Here is a 17042-nt window from a genome sequence, read left to right on the forward strand (position 1 = left end):
ACGATACATTTACCTTGTACACTACAGTTACATCAAAGAACCTAATGGAGGGTTATACCATGGAAAAAATCACCAAAGCCTATCTCATGCTCGCAGCAGTAACTTTCACAGTACAGACGATCGGATTGGGATCTACGACATCAGCCAAAGCAGCGACATCTACTACAATATCTCAAGCAGAAGGTGTACAACATATTTCCAAAACCTTCGAGCAGCTACTTCGCCAACCAGGTAAGCTACCTCAGGCATTCACTTATTTGCAAAAACATATCCAATCCATTCCTGCCTCTCAAGCTACCATCCTAGTGCTACATTTGGAAAATGCACAGAAACAGCAATTGGATTCATATGCACAGACCTTATATCCGACCTCTGTTCAAACTAAGATTAATCAAGTCTATAAACCCGGTGATTCGTTCACTAATGTAATCAGTCGGACAAACGATGCAAAACTGAAAAAATTACTCACTCAACCCGGAGATGCCGGCTACAAACTTGAAACCGCAGAAGGCATGTTTTACCCAGTCATCAACTATGAAAAATATAAAGTATTCGGAAATGACATTACCGCAGATATCCGCAGCTATATTGACATCATGGCGACGGAATCTGGACAGCCGGCTACCAAGGATGCGGCATTACACATCGGTTATCAACAGTTAGCCGGAAGGGCGCTGGCGCAAGAGTCATTTATAACCCAATATCCACATTCCAATCGTACACAGGCAGTGAAATCATTACATGATCTCTATTTCTTCTATACTTTTTATGGTACGAACAATACACCACTATTCGATGATGACACCGGGAAGATTCGCCCCAATGCCAAAAAAGGGTATCAGCTCGTCGTTCAACGCAACAGGGATTCGAAGAGTACCTACATTCAAAAGCTGAAGGCATTTATGACACTATTGGATCAAAATGAAGATAAGCGAACTCCGCAAGTATCCGCCTGGCTAAAAAAGAACGTGCCTGCTAATTAATCACAGAAGAACACACCAAAAGAACTTCCAACCCCACACACCATGTGGTTTCGGAAGTTCTTTTTCTTACATTTACAGATCATTTTCTTGACCAAAAGCCCAACAATTGAGGCTCAATGAGCCAAGGACATACGACTGAAAAAGCTTACGCGCGGAGCGATCATGATCGGCAGCCCCCATCACGTAAAACAAAGGCGAAAAGTGCTCTATTCCATACGAAGGGACCGCCTGCTTGGCATATGGAGCCTTCTTGTCATATTGGAATAGATGACGCAAATTCCAGTCTTGAAGCTGCTGTGCGATCCAGTCATCATATTGAACGGCCCAATCGGCTGGCTCACTCGTCTGCTTGAGTGTACGCAAGTTGTGGACCAAGCCTCCACTACCAAGGATCAAAATCCCTTGTTCACGCAGTGGCGCCAGCATCCGTCCAATCTCATATTGCTCCTGAGGATCGCGCCGTGAATCAATGGATAAGGGTACAACCGGTATGTCCGCATCAGGATATATATGCCGCAAAACCACCCATGCTCCATGATCCAGTCCCCGGTTCCGAACCGGCTGGTGGAACAGGTTATGCTGACTGAACAGATGCCCTATCTCCTCATACAGCTTGGGATCGCCTGGTGCAGGGTAATCAAGTGAGTACATTTCTTCGGGAAAGCCGTAGAAATCGTGCAACGCTGCATGCTGATCATCCGCGCCGATACATTGATCGGGGCTATCCCAATGCGCGGAAAAAATGATGATTCCTTTGGGTCGGGGCAGGCTCGCGCCCAGCTTTGCAAGAAAGCTGGTATATGCGTTATTTTCTACAGCCAGTGTCGGTGAACCATGCGCAACAAAAATTGAGGGTAATGTCATCGCTGCCAACCTCCACACGCCAGTATAGTGTTACTCTTTCATTTTACTCCGGCGGAGGCGCAATTTCCAATACAATCCGTTACACCCTGAAATCAGATCATCCAGTGCTGCCAATCCCGTTGAATATTTTCCTGTTCATCCAGCCATTCCAGTGTGCGGTCAATCAGCTGTTGCCGCTCTTTACCTGACGAGAAAGTGTGATCTCCCTGGAAAATAATTTCCTTATCACAGCGTCCCTCTGGACGCATCCAGAATACCTTTTGAAACAGAAATGCATAATCCACAGGAATGATATCATCCGAGGTGCCATGAATAACGAGCACATCACCGTTAAATTTAACGGCCTCTTGGAACGGTTGGAATTGAGCTAATGACTCAAAATAAGCTGGTGTGAACTTATAGCCCAAGTAGTCTGCATGACCGGTTTTAACAGACTCGTCGTACACGCTTCGCTCCGTAATTTTGACAATGTCGTTGAACGGATAGCCGACAGCTGACCAAAGGACCAGGTTCTGTACTCTCTTGTCCCGAACAGCTGTGAGAAGGGCAACTGCGCCCCCCAAACTGTGACCGATCAGCGTCACCTTGGTCGGGTCAATGTCCGCGCAATTCACGGCGTAATCCAACACGGTGCGTGTCTGATTGATCATGGATTCGAGCCCCTGCTTGCCGTATTCACCAGTGCTTTCTCCACAACCGGCAAAATCAAAGCGCAGTACAAAATACCCCCCTTCAGCCAGTTCACGCGCAGTCTTGACGAACAATCGATCGACTCCGATACGATTGCCCACAAAACCGTGACAAATGACAACGAGCGGAACTCGTCTTTGACGCTCTCCCTCATTTGTACGGTTTGGATAATGAATTGTAGCGGCCAGTTCCTCATTTTCAAAACGAATTCCAATTTGCCGTTCCATCCTGATTCCCCCTGTTTCAAGCTTCATTACAGCATTTCATCATTCAAGCTCATATAGTAACGTGGAATATCCATCCAGAATATTCATTCACTTTAATTCCGATAAGTTTAATAAGTTTTATAGTAAAATCAGTCTATCATCGCCCTGCTTCCTTGTCAACCTGTCAGTTCATACCGATATGGAAGTAAACAAATGGCGCTCCCCAATGCTTGCCGGAGAACGCCATACTACTCGCTTATTAGAGTGCAATCTCTACATTAAAGTAGACGACTTGCTATTCGTAGCTGTGCCTGAACATTTGGTGGGTTTCGACTCGTCCCTCCCACTCCAGTTTACAAGAGGCGCCGTTATTTTGATCCTCATGCCATAGGCTGCGGTAGCTCTGTTCACCCAGTTCACCTGCAAATTCTGTATCCTCAGCCAATTCAGTATCGTCCAATATACGGTACGTTGGAGATGTCCCTTGAACGCTCCGGTGACTCACGTTTGCAAGCAAGGCTCCCCCACTGTTCCCGTTCGGAGCACCTGTCAGTCGTTTTTGGACCGAATAATCTGCCTGGTTCTCCAGTTCCATGATGCCACATCCTCTCAACGTTTTATATTCAGGTTGCTCCATGCGCTCACCCTGTATCCAGTTTGAGGAGAATGCGGCGGTAATATACATAATGGATAAGCCTTTTGCCATCCGGCGTTTCCTCACGTATACTGTCTTTGTTACAAAATGGCGATTCCATCAGCTTGGAATACGATCATAAAGCAGGAGGAAGCAATGAATAAAGCAAAAAATTATACGCTTATTGCATGGGTTGCCTTGTCCATGTTTTTCTTGACACAGGCGATTATCGGTTGGTTTATCACATTTACAGGCGGGGATATCAAACCTTTTGAAAAAATTAGCCTTTCCACCCTCATCATCATCGCCGCAGGTGCCATTCTGCTGGTTGAAGCACTGATGAATTTCATGGATCGTCCGGAAGAAGGCGAGGAGACACAACAACCAGACCATGCTCCCGTGAAGCCCCAAATGAATTTCAAATCCATCTTGATGTATGTAGTACTGGTTGTTGTCATTCTTGTCGCCGGACTTGCGCTGCGCAGTGTGCTGCCGGTATTCAAAATCTCACCATGGATGAATTTAGTGCTGGCGGCTATTGGCTTTATTGGACTCAAACCGATTTTTTTGCGTAAAAAACATTCATAACCTCGCAATTCTCACAGTGCTGGAGCTGCCTCATAACGGAATCGTAGCAGCTCCTTTTTATTTGCAATCAGCCACCTCACTTGAAGCTTGGGATCGTCAGAAAAACCGTATCCCCACCTGCAAGAAGATGCATGGGGAATACGGCTTGCTGTACTTTAGCATTTATTTGGAAAATAGTTGTTCTGCATTATCCAATGCAATTTTGTGCCCCATCGCGGAATAGTCCAGCCAAGGCTGTCCGTCCAACATGTAGACATGACCTTGCTTCACAGCTTTGAGTCCTTGCCATACTGAATTTCCCTCCAGCTGCTTATATACCTTTTGGGCATCCGCACCTTTACTGATAATCACCAGGATGGCATCAGCATCGTAATCTGGCAAAACCTCTTGAGACACAACCTGGTAGGCCTTATTAATCTTTTCCACACCTTTAGCTGGCTTCAAGCCCAAATCCTGATACAATAGCGGTCCTACTGGACGCTTCATCCCCATGACACGAACTTCTTTCGCTGTGACACGTACAGCCATGACAGTCCCGTCTCCGATTTTGGAATGAATGAGCTTTTTGACCCGTTCCCTCTGTATATCATAATCTTTCAGAAAAGTGTCTGCCTGTGCTTCATGTTTAACCATAGCAGCTATTTTTTTCAATTGATCTTTCCATGTACCTTCATCCAAATCAAAAACCTCGGTCGGTGCAATTTTTTCAAACTTGGCCACATCGGTTCCCGAATATTTTTTGTCGAGAAAAATATGATCAGGTTGAAGCTCCAGTACCGCTTCCATATCGGGGTCTGTGACAACCCCCAGCTTACGAGTATTTTGAAGACGATCTTTTACATGGGGCAAAAAATCCTTCACATCTCCACCAATAACCGAACCCGCTGGAGTAATGCCCAATGCTAGCAGATTGTTCGTCAAATGAATAGACATGGAAGCAATACGCGAATCCGCATTAATGGTGGTTTGGGCACTATCGGCTGCTTTCGTACTACTAGCTTGTTTGTCTGCTGTTTGCCCACAAGCAGACAGCATGATCATGCATGCAACAAGAGACAGGGCTATCCACGAACGTTTAAACCCTGAACCCTCAAATCTATTTTTTCTCATGAATATTCTCTCCTATACTATAGAAGCTCTATTTTATAATGTTCAATCCTCAACGCTTCTATTTCGTTGTTGTTTAGCATGCTGCATCATGTGCAGCTTTGGGTTTCATATGTAACCTAATCCTATTGTCATTTGGTTCGGGACAACAAGAATAAAAAATACGGAGCTCCTACCACAGCAACCACTACACCTGCTGGAATCGCATTCGGCTGAAATACCGAACGACCAATCGTATCTGCCGTGACCAGAATGACGACTCCAACCAAAGCGGCTACTGGCAACAAATGCTGATACATCGGTCCAACCAAACGGCGAGCCAGATGAGGCGCAATCAGCCCAATAAAACCGATGCCTCCAGCCATGGATACGCTGGCGCTCGATAAAGCCACTGCTGCACCCAGTAGTATCAAGCGCTGGCGTTTTACACTTGTACCGATTCCAGCTGCGGTCTCATCACCCAGCGACAGATTATTCAGGCTACGTGTCTGCGATAGAACGTAGGGCAATACAATGACAATCCAGGGCAGTAAAGCCACTGCATGTATCCAGTCCCGTCCCCATACGCTGCCAGCCAACCAACGTGCGGTAAATGCGTACGTATCTTCATCCAGCCGCAACGACCAATACAGCGTTATGGCGCTGAGCCCTGAGGCTACACCGATACCGGACAGGATCAGCCGCACAGGCACGATTCCTCTGCTGCCACTATAGGACAGCATAACTATCAGCACCGCTGCGACGACACCTCCTGCAAAGGTAAACAAGGGGATGAACAAGGCTGCTGATCCTTCCAGATCGCGAAAAAAGCTGACATACATCACCAGTCCTAAAGCAGCTCCCGCATGAAGGCCCAGCACTCCCGGATCTGCGAGTGCGTTTCGCGATAAGCCCTGCATGACCGCCCCGGCTGCACCCAGTCCCGCTCCAGCCAGTACCGTTACAACCATCCGCGGCAGCCGGTATTCAAACAGGACCATATGATCACGTCCGCTGCCTCCGCCAAAAAGTGTATCCAGCACGCGTAGCGGTGGAATACGAATCGTTCCGGTATTCAGACCCAGAACAAGGACAGCAAAACTGATTCCAGCCAATACGAAGCAAACGAGCCAAGCCTTGGTCGTTCTTGTATCCCCTGCCCCTAGAGAGCGTCTCACTATAATTCCCTCCTTTCCTTACGGGCGAGAAAGAGGAAAAAAGGTACTCCGATAAAAGACACCATAATTCCAATAGCTAGCTCCTCTGGCGGATTCGCCATTCTCGCTCCCAAATCAGCCAGCACTAGCAGCACGGCTCCCAATAATGCAGACAATGGTACGATCTGGCGATAATCCACACCGATCAGCTTGCGAGCAATATGTGGCACGACCAAACCTACAAAGCCGATGGCCCCGGCAGCCGATACAGAAAGTCCAGCTAGGACCACCACAGTCAGTAGCCCCAGCAGCCGGATACGCCGGAGATTTAATCCCAGATTCAGCGCTACCTCATCGCCCATTGAAATCAATGAAATGGAGCGTGCGAGCCCCATAGACCAAGCGATCACAATAAGCAAAATCGGTGCAAGAATCTCGAGCTGCGACCATTTGATTCCGGCAACACCACCCGCATACCAGTAGGCTAGATCCTGACTTAGATCAAAATAAATCGCAATTCCCGAAGTCATGGAACCTAACAAGGCTGCTGTCACAGCTCCAGACACCGTTAGTCTCATGGGTGTCAATCCTCCCGGCGCGGAAGCTCCTAGTCCGAATACCAGTAAGGTACTCATCAGTGCCCCCAGGAACGACAAAACAATTAACGTCCCATAAGGTAGATCAGGGAAAAAAGCAAAGCTCACTGCAACTACAAACATCGCTCCTGCGTTAATGCCCAGCACACCTGTATCCCCTAGCGGGTTGCGCGTGATTCCTTGAATCAGAGAGCCTGCAACCGCCAGCGCAGCCCCAATGACAGCTGCACCGAGCACACGCGGCAATCGAAGTTCATGAATGATCTGATGGGTCGTCAGCGAACGATCATAGTGAAACACTGCTGACCACACCGTGCTTATGGTCAGATCCTTGGCTCCTAAGGAAATGGCAGCGAACATGGCCAAAGCCAATAATACAGCCGAAGCTGTGAACAACAACGCCTGCCGAATCCTGCCCGCTCGGAGCACCGGTCGGGCTATAAAGGCTACTTTAGGAGCGTTCCTCTCTGTCGAAGCTGTATGTTTGTCCATGCTGTCTTTAGACTGCATTCGGTGAGGTCACTCCCTCCATACCTGAAAGCCATTACGACTTTCATTACAATAAACGCCAATGATAATGATTATCAACTTGATTCATAATAGCATGTTTCTATGACATTGCAAGCCAAAAACTGTTCCCCCGTGGGAGGAACAGTTTTTGGATATATCTATGTGAGATCGTTACAGGTATAGTTTCAATTAACCCTCTCTTTAATACGTAGGCCAACCTGCCGAATCCCATTTCAAATCACTAATCAGAAGCTTTGGATTTCCGCCATCAGTGGCATCATAGGCATGACGCGCAATCACACTGTTGTTATAGACAGATTGTCCACCTGGTCCCCTCCAGCGGTCATTCCCCGCATCCAGTATTGTTCCACCGCCGTCCATCAGACTTTTTCCGCTCTTATCCACATACGGCCCGGTAATACTGGTGGAGCGACCATAAATGATTTTGTAATTACTGTCTACGCCTTTGCAGCAGTTATCGATGGAAGCAAACAGATAGTAATAGCCGTTGCGGTATGTAACATGCGGTGCTTCCAAACCACCAGCCGTACGTCTAGCAATAGAATAAATCTGGCCTGTAGGCTTCATCGTATTCTTATCCAGTCGAGTCACTTTCAAGCCCGAATTCCATGAACCGAAGGAAAGCCATGGGTTACCGGAAGCATCAATAACCAGATTCGGGTCAATAGCATTATAATCGTCAGAATCCGTCGTACGCAGCACTAGTCCATCATCTCTCCAGCTTCCCGCGCCGATGCTCGTTGCTGAAGTTAAGCCAATGGCCGAAGTGCGCGATCCAAACGTAGAAATGGAATAGTAAACCCAGACACGTCCATTGTACTTTTGAGCATCCGGTGCCCATACATCATTAGTCTTTTGCTTAGGTACATACGATTTCCACCAAGATGGTGGCGACAAGAAGATTTGCGGCAATCTGTAAAAATTGCGTCCGTCATCCGATCTTTGAACCTGTATCCCCTGCCCTGTGGAGAAAATATACCATGCATTGCCTTCCTTGGTGATGGACGGATCATGTACTGCCACATCGCCTGTTAACGCCCAATGCTCGGCCGATGTGGACGGCACCACGGACAGCAACAAAGCAGCCGAAGTTACGGCAGCAAATGCTGTTCGGGCGAATTTACCCTGTACTGATTTTTTCCATGCTTTCAACATTCTTTCGCACCTCCGAATTAATATTTTATGATGAAAATCAGGTGATACGCTTATTACATTAGTGTTTATACTTATGAAGTTACCCATATATTAACCTATCAACTTCAGTTTTGTAAACGCTTTATTTCAAATAAAAAGAAATTTATAAACTACGCATAACATTGCATATACAAAAAAAGAGCCCGTAGGCTCCTTGTCAGATAAGCATATTAAACAAATTCTCATTTTTGTTCAATTCCGTATAGTTAAGCCCTTTGCGATTCATTCGTTCAATTAAAGGAAGATAGTCTTCCTTGTGTAACAATTCAATACCGACCAGCGCCGGGCCATTTTCTTTATCATTCTTTTTCGTATACTCAAACCTAGTAATGTCATCGTCCGGTCCAAGCACTTCCTGAAGAAACTCACGCAGTGCCCCTGCTCTTTGCGGGAAATTCACCATGAAATAATGTTTTAGCCCTTCGTATATCAGGGAGCGTTCCTTAATCTCCTGCATACGATCAATATCGTTATTGCCACCACTGACGATACAGACTACTGTTTTGCCTTGAATCTGCTCACGATACAGATCAAGTGCTGCTACAGGCAGCGAGCCCGCAGGCTCCACAACAATCGCATTTTCATTATACAGCGCCAGAATCGCTGTACATGCCTTGCCCTCCGGTACCTTCACAATATCATCCAAGGTATGTTTACAAATGTCATACGTTAACTGACCCACTCGCTTCACCGCAGCTCCGTCAACAAACTTGTCTATTTGCTCCAGTGTAACGACCTTGTTCAAACGCATCGCTTCCGTCATTGATGCTGCGCCCAGGGGCTCTACGCCGATTACTTTGGTGGTCGGACTCACAGTTTTAACATATGTGCTTACGCCTGCCGCCAAACCGCCGCCGCCAATCGTCACGAACATATAGTCCGCAGGTGTATCCAGACTCTCCATCACTTCCATCGCAATCGTACCATTACCCGCGATAATTTTCGGCTGATCGAACGGATGGATGAAGGTCATTCCCTGCTCGCTACACACCTTCATAGCCTCGTCATAAGCATCGTCAAATGTATCTCCGGTCAAAATAACCTCTACACTGTCTCCGCCAAAGCGACGTACCTGCTTCACCTTCTGATTAGGCGTTGTGCTCGGCATGAATATTTTACCGTGGATGCCGAGCGCGTTACATGAAAAAGCCACGCCTTGTGCATGATTACCCGCACTCGCACACACGATCCCTTTCTCTATCTGCTCAGGAGTCAAGCTGCGGATCATGTTGTAAGCTCCACGGATTTTAAAGGACCGCACAACTTGGAGATCCTCTCGCTTCAGATACACATTACAGTTATATTTGGCCGATAGGACGGCATCCCTCTGTAAAGGTGTACGAACAATCACCTCACGCAGCATATGATGCGCCCGTACAATATCCTCCATGCCAACGGTTGACGCCGTGGCCGGTTCAGTTTTCTGGGTTTCTGTTGGTTCCATAGGTTCTCCACGCTCCGCCTGAATATTTCTGTATTTGAAATCTTTCAAACATCATACCACGTTTACCTATAGCTTGTGCAGTTGATAGCCATGAAAATGAGAATGAAAATCATTGAATCCATAAAAAAAGCAGGTCGAGACAATGCCCGACCCGCCTTTCCTGACTCTATACATTTCTTGTAATCAATCGACTCATTCAGCACCGTAATGATTACCCTTTTACCCCGCCTGCAGTCATCCCTTCAATAAAGTAACGCTGGAAGAACAGAAACACAACGAGAATCGGCAGAATAGCCAGGACTGATCCGGCAATCAACACATCATAATTGTTGCCATATGGCGTCAGCAGACTGGACAGACCAATTGGCAGTGTCAGCATGTCGTTAGTACGCAATACGATCATCGGCCACAGGAAGTTATTCCAACTGTTCATAGCCTGTAAAATAGCCATTGCCGCAAAGGCAGGTGCCATCAGAGGCATCATAATCCGCACAAAAATACCATACTCTGAACAGCCGTCAACTCGTGCAGCATCCATAAAATCCTTGGGTACTCCGCTCAAATATTGACGGAAGAAAAAGATCGGAATCGGTGCGACGACAAACGGCAAAATTACACCCCATACCGTATTGATCAGCTTCATACCGATCATGAGTTTGTAAAGTGGCAGCATGATAATTTCTACCGGGATCATCATCACGACCAGCACCAATGTAAAAATCACATTTTTCAGTCTAAAACGATACATCTCCAGGCCATACCCGACCATCGCGGACAATATCAGACATAACACCGTAAACAAGACGGTAATGACAAGACTATTCCAGTACCATTGAAAATAATCCGTCGTCCCCTGAAAGATGAACGCATAGTTTTTCAAGGACATGATGGCCCACTCCAGCTTGAGATTCAAGCCGTAGCGCAGCAGCTCCGTTGATGGCTTGAATGAGGCAAGCGTCACGGCAAATAGCGGAAACAGGGCGAACCCGGCAAACAGAATGAACAGGACAACGAGAAATGCGGATAACGGGCCTTTTTGTTTCTGAGCCATCGCTTAATCCTCCTTCCGAAACATGCCAAAAAATTTGAGCTGGATCAGGTTCAGTACTAATGTGAATACGAGCAATACAATGCCCACCGCCGCTCCAAAGCCCATACTATTCTGTTCCAGACCTTGGCGATAGAGATAGCCAACAATCGTTAATCCAATATCATTCGGGGAGTTATTTCCGTTCCACAACATATAGCTCTCGGTGAACATGGATAACCCGGCATAAATACTAATCGTAAATACGTAGATCGTCACGGGTTTCAGCATAGGAATCGTAATCCGCCAAAATGAATCGAAACGACTGGCTCCATCAATCTGTGCAGCTTCATACAACTCGGGAGGAATATTCTGGAGTCCCGACATGTAGTACAGCATATTTACGCCTAGCCATCTCCATAAGGCCAGCACGATCAACGCTAAAAAGCCGGTGTTCGCGTTCATTAGCCATTTGTAAGGCTCAAGACCGAATAGCCCCAACAGGGAGTTCATCAGCGAGCCGTCCAATTCCCCGAACATGAGTCGGAAGATTGTTCCTGCTACCACCACTGAGGTTAGTGCGGGTATAAACATCACGGAGCGAAACAGCCCTCTGCCCGGCATTTTAGGCGAATTCAGCAATACCGCCAGTACCAGTGGCAGAGGAATCAGCACGACCAGTGTAAGCAACGTGTACAGGACGCTGTTCAATATCGCTTTTCCAAATGTAGGATTCATTAAATCCTTATAATTTTCCAGGCCCACGTAAGTTGTTATCCCCGGCAGAACTTCCTGAAAGCTCATAATGACCGTCGAGATGACCGGATACGCAAAAAACAGTGCAAAGGACAGTAAAAATGGAAGGACAAATACATACGGTGCCGTACGACTGGAATGAATAAATCGGCTCCATTGACTTCTGGTCGGACGCTGAGTTTTTGGCGGCTGACCTGTCGGTACATTAGCGTTCGTATGAACGGGCGTTGCCATGAATCTCACTCCCTTTCCTGTTGGGGTCTATCTCAGTTCATCTGCTAGCTCATGCAGCACCGTGGCTGGATCTTCGCCACTCTGTAGTGTCCGATAAAGTATTTTATTGCGTACAGCACTGGCGATGTCAGGCGTTTTCGGTCCGATATGCACCGCATTGATCTCATCTTTGACTTCGATCAGCGTGTCAAAAATATTCGTTCCGAAATACTCCGTAAATTTATTTTTGGCTTTGGCTTCCGGCATGGTCCACACTTCACTGCGGATGGGATCAAACCCTAGCTGCTTCCAAATCTCCACATTCCCTTGCTTGGACAGCTTGGCAAAGGCTAGAAAACGCATCGCCAAATCCTGGTGCTTTGACTGGTTCGTGACTACCGTTCCGGTCCCGCCCATACCTGCTGAGCGATAGCCGCCTTTTTCCCACGCCGGCATCGGTCTAATGATGATTTTCTCTTTCAAGTCAGGCATGTAATCCGTAAAACGTCCCATATACCACATCGGCATCCACACCGAAGCGGCCCCGCCTTTGTTCATAAACCCGTAGTATTCCTCCATATGATGCCCGCCGCCCGGTGCGGGAATAGCGATTTTGTCTTTTATCATCTGTTGGAGAAACTCGAGTGTTTTAATATTGGTTTCGTTATCCAGCGTCAACTCGCCCTTGTCATCCAAAAAATCTGAATTTTGCTGTGAGATCATCGGCCAGTAGCTCCACAGGTCATTGGTCTCCAAGGTTGCCATCGGCTTGCCCGTTTTTGCCAGCACTTGCTTGCCAGCAGCAGCATAGTCTGCCCAGGTAACGATGGAATCCGGGTCTACCCCCGCCTGATCCATAATCTCTTTATTGTAATACATCACTTCGGCTCCAACGTGGAAGTCAATGCCGTAATACTTACCGTCTTTGCCGTAAATCTGTACTCTGGAAGGCACAATGTTATTGATCTCAGGGTCAATCACCGGATTGAGCGGGACCAGTTGCGGTATTCCTTTGAGGAAATTACCAATCTTGTTCACCTCAATATCCGCGATATCCGGCGCTCCCACCCCTGATTGCAACGCAATCGAGAGCTTGCTGTGGTGGTTGTCATAAGGAAATGTATTCGCTTTCAAATTAATCAATTCATCAGGGTGCTGTTGGTTCCATTGGTCAGCCATTTGCAGAAAAAACTTCTCATGCAGTTCATTGAAAGTCCACAATACAAGTTCTGTTCCCGGCCCATCCTTTTCATCGCTCTTGAAAGAACAACCTTGCAGCAGTCCAGCCATCAAAACCACCGCCATAAGCATCAAAGCCATGCTTTTTCTTTGCAGCAGCATATCCTTCCCCCTTCGCATGATGAAATCCTAATTCGTAAATGATTGCGCTTTCTTTTATTATTTAACATCAATACAAATTAGTTTACAACAACATTATTCAAAAAAAATTCGTTTTTGTGTAAAACAGATCTCATTGCATTATAGGGGGAAAATGAATTGGATGGGAATATGATGATTTCTGCATAAAAAAACGACCCAACTTCAATTGAAACTCGGAGTTGGGTCGCGCTATGTTAACTACTCTTGCGAATGTGCTGCTTCGTCTTTCACTTCTTCTCGAAATGATCTAATACTTTGTTTACGACGATTATTTTTTTCTTCGATCTGCTTACGCTCCTCATTGCTGATTTCAGAGGAAAATTCGTTTAGGTATCCTTCAGCCTCATGAAGATTCTGCAATGTATTCTGAATATTTTGTTGCAAATGCTCCACATTATCTGCTCGATTATCCGGTTTTGCCATCGGTTTAACGCCTCCTAATCATAGAATCGCTCACTAGAGCGCTAAACCGTAGCTTGATCGTTATCGAGTTATTTTATACATTAAAATGCTTTCCAAACCATTGGCCTGCTGCTTCGGCTTCAGTGCGAGTCAATTGATGACCATTGCGTTCCAAGTAGGCTTCCACCTGCGCTCCGGCCCCCTCCAGCAGGGCTTGCAGCTCCTGAGATTCCGCCGCTGGAACAATCGGGTCATTTTCACCAGAAGACAGAAATACAGGGACACCGTTCAAGTCCGGCAGTTGCAGCCCTCGCAATGGCACCATGGCATGATGGAGAATGGCCCCACGTAACGCTTTTGCATCATGAAAGAGCATACTGGCCGCTATGTTGGCTCCATTGGAATAGCCCAGAGCCACCACGTTGTTACGGTCAAAATCATATTGCTCTGCAGCTGAATCTACAAATTCGCTTAGTTCTTTGGTACGAAATACGAGATCCTCAATATCGAATACCCCCTCAGCCAAACGGCGAAAGAAGCGCGGCATCCCATTTTCCAATACATTACCTCTCACGCCCAGCACAGACGCTCCCGGTGCTACCATATCAGCCAAGGGTAGCAAATCTTGTTCATTCCCGCCGGTACCATGCAACAGCAAAATAACCGGGGCTAGCGGATCATTTCCTTTACGAAAGACGTGTTTCATATCTATTCCCTCCTCTAATTAACTTTAAATTAAGAATCTTATTTTTTGTATAAATTGATTATAGCCCATTTCACTGCTTTATACAAACATAATTGACCTCGTTCATTTTTTCTAAAATGATGTCTTATTCCATTGACATGTAGTATAGCTGTATTTTACTATGGTGTTAGATATTTAGAATATTATCTAAATATCTAAAGGAGGAAATGTATTTTGAACGATGCCTTCAAAGCTTTGGCTGATCCGACCCGGCGTACAATCTTGCAGCTTTTAAAGGAAAAAAGCATGAGCGCAGGCGAAGTAGCTGAACATTTTCAAATTAGCAAACCCAGCATCTCCCACCATCTCAATATCCTGAAGCAGGCTGGGCTGGTGCTGGATGAACGACAGGGGCAAAACATTATCTACACCCTGCATACAACGGTTGTAGCGGATGTGATCGGTTGGATGTTCAGTATCGCCCACTCCGATACCCCTGCGAAAAAAAATAGGAATCATATTAAGGATGGGGAGGAATCTGAATGAAATTTCGAACACCTTGGAGCTTGACGGATGTTTTGACAACTTTGATTGCCTTATCACCCGCCATAGGCGCTATACTGCTGTACGACCGACTTCCCAATGTTCTAGCCTCGCATATTAACTTTAACAATACAGCAGACGGGTATACGAGCAAAAGTGGTTCTATTATCATGCTCGTGTTGTTGGGCCTAGTCCCGCTGGTCATTCGATTGGCACGCCACATGGACCCCAACAGAGCTAATTATGAGAAATTTTCAAAAGCCTATGAAGTTACGCGTGCAGGTGTTTCTGTAGTTCTCGCTGTAGCTGGATGGGGAATGCTGCTGTATAACCTGAATATACGACTGCAAATGAATGCTATAATTTTAGGGTTAATAGGCCTGATGCTGATGGTGATGGGGAATTATATGACTCAGGTACAGCCGAACTATACGTTCGGTATCCGCACGCCGTGGACTCTGTCTAATCCCGAGGTATGGCGTAAAACGCACCGTTTCGGGGGGCCTATGATGATGCTTGGCGGTGCTTCAGCGTTGGTGGCGGCATGGATCGGTGGAATGGCGGGAGTAGTCATTTTCCTAACCGTACTGATCATATCCGTTATCTCTCCTGTACTCTATTCTTACTTGTTGTATCGTAAGCTAAACAAGTAAATAAACAAAGCCACACCTGAACCTAAAAAAGGAACCTCCCAAACCGCGATAAAAGCAGAATAGGAGGTTCTTTTTACATCTACATATTCAATTAAAACAACAGTTTATCGGGATGGGTGCCTACACGCTCATCCAGATGAAGACCATTGATTCGGTCAATATCCTCAGTCGTCAGTTCAAAATCGAACAAATCGGCATTTTCGCGGATACGATGCGCGGTAACCGATTTGGGAATCGTCACAATCCCCCGATCCAGATGCCAACGCAAAATAACCTGAGAAGTCGTTTTGCCGTATTTAGCAGCAATCTCAACAATGTCTGCCTGCTCCGTCAGTTTCCCCTTCATCAGAGGACTCCACGATTCAAGCTGGATCTGGTGCTCCCGGCAGTATTGATGCAGCTCTTGCTGTGTCAGACGCGGGTGAAGCTCTACCTGATTAATAACAGGCACAATATTGCTGTCTTTCAGGAGGTCTTCGAGATGGTGAATTTGGAAGTTGCTTACTCCAATTGCGCGTACGCTTCCTTCTTCATACAGCCGCTCGAACGCCTTCCAAGTTTCCTTGTACTTGTCCTTGCCAGGCCAATGAATGAGATACAGATCAATAATGTCCAGGCCCAGCCGTTTGCGGCTTTCCTCGAAGGCACGCAGTGTTGAATCGTAGCCCTGATCTTGATTCCATAGCTTAGTGGTCACAAACAGATTTTCTCTGGCTGCTCCACTGTCACGAATGGCTTGTCCGACCAGTTCCTCATTGCCGTAGATCGCCGCCGTATCAATGTGACGGTAACCGACTTCAATGGCTGTTTTGACTGCTTCGTAGACCTCATTACCTTCCGCCTTGTACGTACCAAAACCAAGCCAAGGCATCTGAACTCCGTTATTTAGTAAAGCTGTATCCGCAATGTTCCCCATGTCTATCTCCTCCTATTCTTAGTTATAAATTATTCAACGGGATGATTATAGTTTGGTCGCATCCTGAAAAGCATTCACTTCAAGCGGAGCAGCCAACAGTTCTTTCGCTGCAGCAACAAATGCCTGGAAATGGGCAGAATTGTTATGGAAATCCACAGCAGCAGCATCCTTCCACTCTTCCACCATCGTAAATGCATTGGGATCATTCAAATCCTGCATCAGCGTATAGCGCACGTTGCCTTCTTCAGCTTGTGATGCGCTGATCAATCCTTGGGTTTGTTGCAGAAATGTTTCTCTTTTTTCTGGTAAAACTTTCATATCAGCATGAATAATAATCATAATATTTTCCTCCTCGCATTATGTAACTATTTCTATTATAGACCATTCTTTCGATAGATTAAAAGTGCGGCCGTTTCTGAAATACAGTAAAATGAATCGTATTGGGGAGTTGATCGGCTGATCAACTGCTCCTATATTTTGTTTAGTGGCGGTGA

19 protein-coding genes are annotated in these 17042 nt (G+C 46.4%); 4 read left to right on the forward strand and 15 right to left on the reverse strand.

Annotated features, from left to right (window positions below):
• The first annotated feature begins 59 nt into the window (after positions 1-59).
• A complete protein-coding gene (locus tag ACU1JV_RS09220) occupies positions 60-983 on the forward strand; it encodes a hypothetical protein (protein ID WP_413985596.1) in 924 nt (307 codons plus the stop codon).
• 72 nt (positions 984-1055) lie between these two features.
• Here the strand turns inward: ACU1JV_RS09220 and ACU1JV_RS09225 are convergent, their stop codons facing one another.
• From ACU1JV_RS09225 to ACU1JV_RS09235, 3 genes are all read right to left on the reverse strand, one after another.
• Complete coding sequence (locus tag ACU1JV_RS09225) at positions 1056-1847, reverse strand: dioxygenase family protein (protein WP_013369511.1); 792 nt, start codon at positions 1845-1847, stop codon at positions 1056-1058.
• Positions 1848-1939: 92 nt separating this feature from the next.
• Positions 1940-2764 carry an alpha/beta hydrolase gene (locus ACU1JV_RS09230; protein WP_016819801.1) on the reverse strand — a complete coding sequence of 275 codons (825 nt, stop codon included), beginning with the start codon at positions 2762-2764 and terminating at the stop codon, positions 1940-1942.
• A 274-nt stretch (positions 2765-3038) separates the two neighbouring features.
• On the reverse strand, positions 3039-3338 hold the full coding sequence (locus tag ACU1JV_RS09235; protein WP_025364061.1) for a hypothetical protein: 300 nt from the start codon (positions 3336-3338) through the stop codon (positions 3039-3041).
• A 195-nt stretch (positions 3339-3533) separates the two neighbouring features.
• On the opposite strand from ACU1JV_RS09235, the gene ACU1JV_RS09240 reads away from it, so the two are divergent.
• Positions 3534-3965 carry a hypothetical protein gene (locus ACU1JV_RS09240; RefSeq protein ID WP_029514841.1) on the forward strand — a complete coding sequence of 144 codons (432 nt, stop codon included), beginning with the start codon at positions 3534-3536 and terminating at the stop codon, positions 3963-3965.
• 162 nt (positions 3966-4127) lie between these two features.
• On the opposite strand, the gene ACU1JV_RS09245 is transcribed toward ACU1JV_RS09240, so the two are convergent.
• The 10 genes from ACU1JV_RS09245 to ACU1JV_RS09290 form a co-directional block, all read right to left on the reverse strand.
• Positions 4128-5075, reverse strand: coding sequence for an ABC transporter substrate-binding protein (locus ACU1JV_RS09245; RefSeq protein ID WP_413985595.1), 948 nt, complete (start codon positions 5073-5075; stop codon positions 4128-4130).
• A 128-nt stretch (positions 5076-5203) separates the two neighbouring features.
• Positions 5204-6229 carry a FecCD family ABC transporter permease gene (locus tag ACU1JV_RS09250; protein ID WP_058710745.1) on the reverse strand — a complete coding sequence of 342 codons (1026 nt, stop codon included), beginning with the start codon at positions 6227-6229 and terminating at the stop codon, positions 5204-5206.
• Positions 6229-7314 (reverse strand): FecCD family ABC transporter permease, encoded by a 1086-nt coding sequence (locus ACU1JV_RS09255; RefSeq protein WP_013369504.1) that lies wholly within the window; start codon positions 7312-7314, stop codon positions 6229-6231. Before ACU1JV_RS09255 ends, ACU1JV_RS09250 begins: the two co-directional genes overlap by 1 nt.
• A gap of 201 nt (positions 7315-7515) precedes the next feature.
• Entirely contained in the window at positions 7516-8490 is a 975-nt protein-coding gene (locus ACU1JV_RS09260; RefSeq protein WP_040102102.1) for a glycoside hydrolase family 43 protein, read from the reverse strand.
• Positions 8491-8686: 196 nt separating this feature from the next.
• Complete coding sequence (gene ilvA, locus ACU1JV_RS09265) at positions 8687-9973, reverse strand: threonine ammonia-lyase IlvA (RefSeq protein WP_413985594.1); 1287 nt, start codon at positions 9971-9973, stop codon at positions 8687-8689.
• Between the two features lie 211 nt (positions 9974-10184).
• Positions 10185-11024 (reverse strand): carbohydrate ABC transporter permease, encoded by an 840-nt coding sequence (locus tag ACU1JV_RS09270; protein WP_013369500.1) that lies wholly within the window; start codon positions 11022-11024, stop codon positions 10185-10187.
• A gap of 3 nt (positions 11025-11027) precedes the next feature.
• Positions 11028-11990, reverse strand: coding sequence for a carbohydrate ABC transporter permease (locus ACU1JV_RS09275; RefSeq protein ID WP_013369499.1), 963 nt, complete (start codon positions 11988-11990; stop codon positions 11028-11030).
• Positions 11991-12017: 27 nt separating this feature from the next.
• Positions 12018-13310: an ABC transporter substrate-binding protein gene (locus ACU1JV_RS09280; RefSeq protein ID WP_413985593.1), complete on the reverse strand. Its 1293-nt coding sequence runs from the start codon at positions 13308-13310 to the stop codon at positions 12018-12020.
• A 237-nt stretch (positions 13311-13547) separates the two neighbouring features.
• Positions 13548-13772, reverse strand: a complete 225-nt coding sequence (gene tlp / locus ACU1JV_RS09285) for a small acid-soluble spore protein Tlp (protein ID WP_013369497.1) — start codon at positions 13770-13772, stop codon at positions 13548-13550.
• Between the two features lie 73 nt (positions 13773-13845).
• The gene (locus tag ACU1JV_RS09290) at positions 13846-14457 is read right to left on the reverse strand and encodes an alpha/beta hydrolase (RefSeq protein WP_413985592.1); all 612 of its coding nucleotides are present in this window, start codon (positions 14455-14457) and stop codon (positions 13846-13848) included.
• A gap of 213 nt (positions 14458-14670) precedes the next feature.
• Here ACU1JV_RS09290 and ACU1JV_RS09295 point away from each other — a divergent pair, with 213 nt between their 5' ends.
• A complete protein-coding gene (locus ACU1JV_RS09295) occupies positions 14671-14982 on the forward strand; it encodes an autorepressor SdpR family transcription factor (protein WP_025676831.1) in 312 nt (103 codons plus the stop codon).
• Positions 14979-15632 (forward strand): SdpI family protein, encoded by a 654-nt coding sequence (locus ACU1JV_RS09300; protein WP_064962584.1) that lies wholly within the window; start codon positions 14979-14981, stop codon positions 15630-15632. The genes ACU1JV_RS09295 and ACU1JV_RS09300 overlap by 4 nt, the downstream gene beginning before the upstream one ends.
• Positions 15633-15723: 91 nt before the next feature.
• Here ACU1JV_RS09300 and ACU1JV_RS09305 read toward each other — a convergent pair whose 3' ends face one another.
• Both ACU1JV_RS09305 and ACU1JV_RS09310 read right to left on the reverse strand, forming a co-directional pair.
• Positions 15724-16548 (reverse strand): aldo/keto reductase, encoded by an 825-nt coding sequence (locus ACU1JV_RS09305; RefSeq protein WP_013369493.1) that lies wholly within the window; start codon positions 16546-16548, stop codon positions 15724-15726.
• A 45-nt stretch (positions 16549-16593) separates the two neighbouring features.
• Complete coding sequence (locus tag ACU1JV_RS09310; RefSeq protein WP_058710748.1) at positions 16594-16887, reverse strand: putative quinol monooxygenase; 294 nt, start codon at positions 16885-16887, stop codon at positions 16594-16596.
• Positions 16888-17042: the final 155 nt, after the last annotated feature.

It is taken from the genome of Paenibacillus sp. T2-29 (assembly GCF_052921365.1).

Excerpts from the sequence above, each read along its gene's own strand:
- ACU1JV_RS09220 (WP_413985596.1), top strand. The coding sequence starts at position 60 with ATGGAAAAAATCACCAAAGCCTATCTCATGCTCGCAGCAGTAACTTTC.
- ACU1JV_RS09290 (WP_413985592.1), bottom strand. The coding sequence starts at position 14,457 with ATGAAACACGTCTTTCGTAAAGGAAATGATCCGCTAGCCCCGGTTATT.
- ACU1JV_RS09300 (WP_064962584.1), top strand. The coding sequence starts at position 14,979 with ATGAAATTTCGAACACCTTGGAGCTTGACGGATGTTTTGACAACTTTG.
- ilvA (WP_413985594.1), bottom strand. The coding sequence starts at position 9,973 with ATGGAACCAACAGAAACCCAGAAAACTGAACCGGCCACGGCGTCAACC.
- ACU1JV_RS09310 (WP_058710748.1), bottom strand. The coding sequence starts at position 16,887 with ATGATTATTATTCATGCTGATATGAAAGTTTTACCAGAAAAAAGAGAA.
- ACU1JV_RS09270 (WP_013369500.1), bottom strand. The coding sequence starts at position 11,024 with ATGGCTCAGAAACAAAAAGGCCCGTTATCCGCATTTCTCGTTGTCCTG.
- ACU1JV_RS09260 (WP_040102102.1), bottom strand. The coding sequence starts at position 8,490 with ATGTTGAAAGCATGGAAAAAATCAGTACAGGGTAAATTCGCCCGAACA.
- ACU1JV_RS09245 (WP_413985595.1), bottom strand. The coding sequence starts at position 5,075 with ATGAGAAAAAATAGATTTGAGGGTTCAGGGTTTAAACGTTCGTGGATA.
- ACU1JV_RS09280 (WP_413985593.1), bottom strand. The coding sequence starts at position 13,310 with ATGCTGCTGCAAAGAAAAAGCATGGCTTTGATGCTTATGGCGGTGGTT.
- ACU1JV_RS09275 (WP_013369499.1), bottom strand. The coding sequence starts at position 11,990 with ATGGCAACGCCCGTTCATACGAACGCTAATGTACCGACAGGTCAGCCG.
- tlp (WP_013369497.1), bottom strand. The coding sequence starts at position 13,772 with ATGGCAAAACCGGATAATCGAGCAGATAATGTGGAGCATTTGCAACAA.
- ACU1JV_RS09235 (WP_025364061.1), bottom strand. The coding sequence starts at position 3,338 with ATGGAACTGGAGAACCAGGCAGATTATTCGGTCCAAAAACGACTGACA.
- ACU1JV_RS09230 (WP_016819801.1), bottom strand. The coding sequence starts at position 2,764 with ATGGAACGGCAAATTGGAATTCGTTTTGAAAATGAGGAACTGGCCGCT.
- ACU1JV_RS09305 (WP_013369493.1), bottom strand. The coding sequence starts at position 16,548 with ATGGGGAACATTGCGGATACAGCTTTACTAAATAACGGAGTTCAGATG.
- ACU1JV_RS09225 (WP_013369511.1), bottom strand. The coding sequence starts at position 1,847 with ATGACATTACCCTCAATTTTTGTTGCGCATGGTTCACCGACACTGGCT.
- ACU1JV_RS09255 (WP_013369504.1), bottom strand. The coding sequence starts at position 7,314 with ATGCAGTCTAAAGACAGCATGGACAAACATACAGCTTCGACAGAGAGG.
- ACU1JV_RS09240 (WP_029514841.1), top strand. The coding sequence starts at position 3,534 with ATGAATAAAGCAAAAAATTATACGCTTATTGCATGGGTTGCCTTGTCC.